The sequence below is a fragment of the Nocardioides sp. genome (assembly GCF_035481145.1).
In the GTDB taxonomy this organism is placed as follows: domain Bacteria; phylum Actinomycetota; class Actinomycetes; order Propionibacteriales; family Nocardioidaceae; genus Nocardioides.
Window position 1 is genome coordinate 1 of the sequence record NZ_DATIHB010000122.1, and the last position, 5,378, is coordinate 5,378.

General features: G+C 70.2%; 5 protein-coding genes. 4 read left to right on the top strand and 1 reads right to left on the bottom strand.

The window, feature by feature from the left end; translation table 11 throughout:
- The coding region (locus VLF38_RS10115; RefSeq protein WP_325271138.1) for a class I tRNA ligase family protein at positions 1–1,512 on the bottom strand (1,512 nt) is incomplete at its 3' end.
- Positions 1,513–1,835: 323 nt separating this feature from the next.
- On the opposite strand from VLF38_RS10115, the gene VLF38_RS10120 reads away from it, so the two are divergent.
- The 4 genes from VLF38_RS10120 to VLF38_RS10135 all read left to right on the top strand — a co-directional run bounded on the left by VLF38_RS10120 (position 1,836) and on the right by VLF38_RS10135 (position 5,160).
- Entirely contained in the window at positions 1,836–2,330 is a 495-nt protein-coding gene (locus VLF38_RS10120) for a DinB family protein (RefSeq protein WP_325271139.1), read from the top strand.
- Positions 2,331–2,410: 80 nt separating this feature from the next.
- The gene (locus tag VLF38_RS10125) at positions 2,411–3,208 is read left to right on the top strand and encodes a thioesterase family protein (protein WP_325271140.1); all 798 of its coding nucleotides are present in this window, start codon (positions 2,411–2,413) and stop codon (positions 3,206–3,208) included.
- An 11-nt stretch (positions 3,209–3,219) separates the two neighbouring features.
- Positions 3,220–4,176: a 2,3,4,5-tetrahydropyridine-2,6-dicarboxylate N-succinyltransferase gene (gene dapD, locus VLF38_RS10130; RefSeq protein WP_325271141.1), complete on the top strand. Its 957-nt coding sequence runs from the start codon at positions 3,220–3,222 to the stop codon at positions 4,174–4,176.
- 27 nt (positions 4,177–4,203) lie between these two features.
- Entirely contained in the window at positions 4,204–5,160 is a 957-nt protein-coding gene (locus VLF38_RS10135; protein WP_414689382.1) for a hypothetical protein, read from the top strand.
- Positions 5,161–5,378 lie beyond the last annotated feature (218 nt).

Below are 5,378 nucleotides of genomic sequence, written 5' to 3' on the forward strand. Positions count from 1 at the left end.
GTCGGACTTCCACACCGGCACCGGCGAGCCCCAGAAGCGGTTGCGGGTGATCGACCAGTCGCGGGCGTTCTCCAGCCACTTGCCGAACTGGCCGTGCTGGATGTGGTCGGGGGTCCAGCGGATCTGCTCGTTGTGCGCGAGCATCCGGTCCTTGAACTTCGTCACCTCTACGAACCACGACGAGACCGCCATGTAGAGCAGCGGCTGCCGGCAGCGCCAGCAGTGCGGATAGCTGTGGTCGTAGGTCTCGCGGCGCAGCAGCACGGTGCCCGGGGTGACGGCGGCCGTCTCGCCATCGCCACGGGTGGCGTTCTTGAGGTGGTCGATGATCTGCAGGTTCGCGTCGAAGACCTGCATGCCCTCGTAGGCAGCGACGGGGAACGTGAAGCGGCCGTCCTTGCCGACCGGCACGACGGTCTCGACGCCGGCGGCGTCGAGGACGGCCTTGTCGTCCTCACCGAAGCCGGGCGCCAGGTGGACGACACCCGTGCCGTCCTCGGTCGTCACGAAGTCGGCGGCCAGCACCTGGTGGGCGTTGTCGGCACCGGCGTAGTAGTCGAACGGCGGCAGGTAGCGGCGGCCGGCGAGCTCGGCGCCGGTGTACGTCGCGAGGACGGTCGGCTCCTCGCCGAGCTCCTTCTTGTACGCCGCGACACGGCCCTCGGCGAGCAGGAACCGGCCCTCGACGGCACCGGTGGACTCGACCAGCGCGTAGGTGACGTCCGGGCCGACGGCCACGCCCATGTTGGACGGCAGCGTCCACGGGGTGGTGGTCCAGATCAGGACGTTGGCGCCATTGAGCAGGTCGTCGGAGTCGTCGGAGTCGGCGAGCTTGAAGCCCACGGTCAGCGCCGGGTCCTGGCGCATCTTGTAGACGTCGTCGTCCATGCGCAGCTCGTGGTTGGAGAGCGGCGTCTCGTCGTTCCAGCAGTAGGGAAGGATCCGGAAGCCCTCGTAGACGAGGCCCTTGGTGTGGAGCTCCTTGAAGGCCCAGATGACCGACTCCATGAACTCGGGGTTCATGGTGCGGTAGTCGTTGTCGAAGTCGACCCAGCGCGCCTGGCGGGTGACGTAGCGCTGCCACTCGTCGGCGTACTTGAGGACGGAGGCGCGGCAGGCGTCGTTGAACTTCTCGATGCCGAGCTCGTGGATCTCGTCGGTGGTCTTGAGACCGAGCTGGCGCATCGCCTCGAGCTCGGCGGGCAGGCCGTGGGTGTCCCAGCCGAAGCGGCGCTCGACGCGCTTGCCGCGCATCGTCTGGTAGCGCGGGATCAGGTCCTTGACGTAGCCCGTCAGCAGGTGACCGTAGTGCGGCAGGCCGTTGGCGAACGGCGGACCGTCGTAGAAGACGAACTCGTCGCCGCCGTCCGCGCGGGTCGGGCGCTGGTCGATGGAGGCCTGGAAGGTGCCGTCCTTCTCCCAGTAGGCCAGCACGGCCTCCTCGATGGAGGGGAAGCGCGGGCTCGCGGGCACGACGGAAGTGTCGGTGTGGCTGACCTTGGGGTAGGTCATCTGCGGCTCCTGGGGGCGGTACGTCGTCAACTCGGGATCTTCTCCACGAGGACGACATCTGCCGCGGTACCACCTCGCTTGCCGGTGTAGCGGGGATTCGACTCCCCGCGGCTCCGACCGCTTCGTTCTGGCTGTGACGGGCCACCCGTCCGGTTCTAGTGAGCCCCTGCCGCTTGATGAAGGTTCATGAAGCGAGACGGACCGTTCTTCCGGAGGCTCGCCGCTGATGACGGCTCAGACGCCTTGCTGCACAGGATACGGCCCGCCGACCGCGCGTGGGAAACCCGATTGCCACACCACCGTGCGCACGGTTGGCTGCCTGCATGGTGACGACCGGCGAGCTGACCAACTATCGCGACTACTTGGGCCATTACCGGGCCACCCTCCGTCGTCAGTGCGACGGGCTCTCCCCCGAGCAGCTTGCCCGCCGGGCGGTGCCGCCCAGCACCCTCAGCCTGCTCGGCCTGGTCCGGCACATGGCGTACGTCGAGCACGCGTGGTTCCAGCGCGTCTTCCAGGGCAAGGTCGCCGAGGAACGGCCGTTCACCGACCCCGACGACCCGGACGTGGAGTTCACCCAGGCGGTCGGCACCGAGGAATGTGTCGACGAGGCACTCGCCCGCTGGCACCAGCAGATCGCGCTCGCCGACACGTGGCTCGACGCCCAGGACGACGACGCCATGGGGCTCGAGTACGTGCGGGGCGAGGAGAAGGTGTCGGCGCGCGACGTGCTGGTGCACATGATCGAGGAGTACGCCAGGCACTGCGGCCATGCTGACCTGCTGCGGGAGTGTATCGACGGCCGCACCGGGCAGTGAGCGGATGCCGGCCGCGTCCCGGCGGGCGCCGTGACAACGCCCACATGGCGTGCCCGACCGCGACGGGGCACGATGCCGGAATGAGCACGTTCGCCCTCGATCAGGCCGTTGCGACCACCCCACTGGGAGACGGTGTCCACCGCGTGGGGATCACCGAGGACTGGCACACCGCCAACCGCACCCCCAACGGCGGCTACGTGCTGGCTCTCCTCGTCAACGCCGTGATGCAGGACGCGACCGATCCCGACCCGCTCAGCGTCGCCGTCACCTACTTCCGGCCGGCCACGGCCGGCGAGGGCGAGATCCGCGTCCGGGAGGTCCGCGCCGGACGGCGCGTCTCGACGTACGACGCGTTGCTGGTGCAGGGCGGCAAGGAGGTAGCGCACGCGGTCATCTCGACGCACGACTGGGACAAGGCCGGCTCCGTCAGCCACACCCCGCACGCGGCACCTGCCATGCCCTCCCCCGGGGCTTGCGCGGACCTGACCACGGTCATCCCCGGGGGCATGATCCCGATCCTCGACCGCTACACCTACCGCGCGGCGTCGATCCCCGGCTGGCTCGAGGGCTCGCCGAGCGGGATCGCCGAGTCGCTGTGCTGGATCCGGACCAGCGACGAGCGGCCCGTCGACGCCATGCTTGCCGGCGCCATGTGCGACGCCTTCCCGCCGGTGACCGCCGAGATCGGGCACCTCGCCTCAGCCACGATCCAGCTCACCGTGCACTTCCGCCGCCGCCCGGAGACGACGTGGGCACTGGGCCACGTGGTGACCCGCCACGTCATCGACGGCTACGCCGACGAGGACGTCGAGCTCTGGGACGAGCAGGGCCGGCTCATCGCCCAGTCACGGCAGCTGGCGATCCTGGCCGCCCCGTAGAATCCACCCACGTGACTGACAACCTCCCCGCGACCTCTGCCTGGGCCCACGGCCTCGCGACCCTTGCTGCCGACGACACCGTCCTCGATGTCTGGTTCCCGGCACCCGCCCTCGGCACGAAGCCGGCCGATGCCGAGGCGTCGGCGGAGTTCGCCGCGCTGGCCGACCTTGCGGTCGCTGACGGTGCCCGAGGCGTGACCCGCAAGGTGGTCACGGTCGAGATCGCCGACCTCTCCGCGGCGCCCCTCGACGCCGCCGACGCCTGGCTCCGGCTCCACCTGCTCTCGACCCGCCTGGTCCAGCCGCACGGCCAGAGCCTCGACGGCGTCTTCGGCCTCCTCGCCAACGTCGTGTGGACCTCGCAGGGTCCCTGTGCGGTCGAGGGCTTCGAGCTCACCCGCGCACGCCTCAAGGCCGCCGGTCGTCCGGTCGCCGTCTACGGCGTCGACAAGTTCCCGCGCATGGTCGACTACGTCGTGCCGTCCGGCGTACGCATCGCCGACGCGGACCGCGTCCGCCTCGGCGCCCACCTCGCCTCCGGCACCACGGTCATGCACGAGGGCTTCGTGAACTTCAACGCCGGCACGCTCGGCACCTCGATGGTCGAGGGCCGCATCTCCGCAGGTGTCGTCGTGGGCGACGGCTCCGACGTCGGCGGCGGTGCCTCGATCATGGGCACGCTCTCCGGCGGCGGCAAGCAGGTCATCTCCGTGGGCAAGCGCTGCCTGCTCGGTGCCAACTCGGGCCTCGGCATCTCGCTCGGCGACGACTGCGTGGTCGAGGCCGGCACCTACATCACCGCCGGCTCCAAGGTGACCTTGGCCGACGGCTCGGTCGTCAAGGCCGGGTCGCTGTCGGGGGCGTCGAACGTCCTCTTCCGGCGCAACTCGGTCTCGGGTGCCCTCGAAGCCGTCGCGTGGAAGGGCGAGGGCATCGCCCTCAACGCCGCACTTCACGCCAACGACTGACCGCGACTGATCGGGCGAGGGAGAGACGTGCGCGTCCGTAGTGCTGTCGTCACCCTCGCCCTGCTCGCAGGTGCGGGCGGGGTCGGCGTCGCGGTCATCCGCGGCGCCGGGCCCCTCGCCGACCCCGAGGGCTGCACCGCGGTCGTCGAGGGCCACACGGTCTCCCTCGACACGGAGCAGGCCGAGAACGCGGCGCTCATCGCCGCCATCGGCGTACGACGTGGACTCCCGGCGCGTGCGGTGAGCATCGCGCTGGCCACGGCGTACCAGGAGTCGAAGATCGTCAACATCGAGCACGGCGACCGCGACTCGCTCGGGCTCTTCCAGCAGCGGCCCTCGCAGGGATGGGGCACCGAGGAGCAGATCCTCGACCCGGTCTACTCGACCAACAAGTTCTACGACGCCCTCGTCAAGATCGACGGCTACGAGAAGATGCGGATCACCGAGGCGGCGCAGAGGGTCCAGCGTTCGGCCTTCCCCGAGGCCTACGAGGACCACGCGGAGGACGGTCGGGCGCTCGCGTCGGCGCTGACCGGCTGGTCGAAGCAGGCGTTCACGTGTGTGGTCCGGCATGACGGTGCGGAGAACTCCGTCGACCTGGACGCAGCGGGGCTCACGGCTCTCGCTGCGGTGGTCCGCGAGGAGCTCGAGAACGTCTTCGGCGATCTCGCCCTCGGCGGCTTCCAGGCCGGCGGTGTGAGCAGCGGCCACATGGAGGGCTCCGCGCACTACGAGGGACGCGCGATCGACGTCTTCGTGCGCCCGGTCAACGCGGGCAACAAGCGCCGCGGGTGGGCGATCGCCTCCTACCTCGTCGCCCAGGCGAACCGTCTCGGCATCGCCCACGTCATCTTCGATGACCGGATCTGGACCGCCGGGGACCTCAGCGAGAACGGATGGCGCGACTACGACCCCGGCGAGACACCGGGTGACCGGAAGATCCTCGAGCACCGCGACCACGTGCACGTCGACGTCGTTCGCTGACTCGCCGAAGCGGCGCGAACCTGCAGTCCGGGGTCGCCGAAGCGGCGCGTACCTGCAGCGCACCCGCAGATTCGCGCCGCCTCGGCGTCGACGCGCTGCAGGTTGGCGCCGCCTCGGCGTCGACCGGTGCAGGTTGGCGCCGCCTCGGCGTCGACGCGGTGCAGGTTCGCGCCGCGTCGGCGTCAGGGGGTGAGGCGGGCGATCGCGGCGTCGATGCG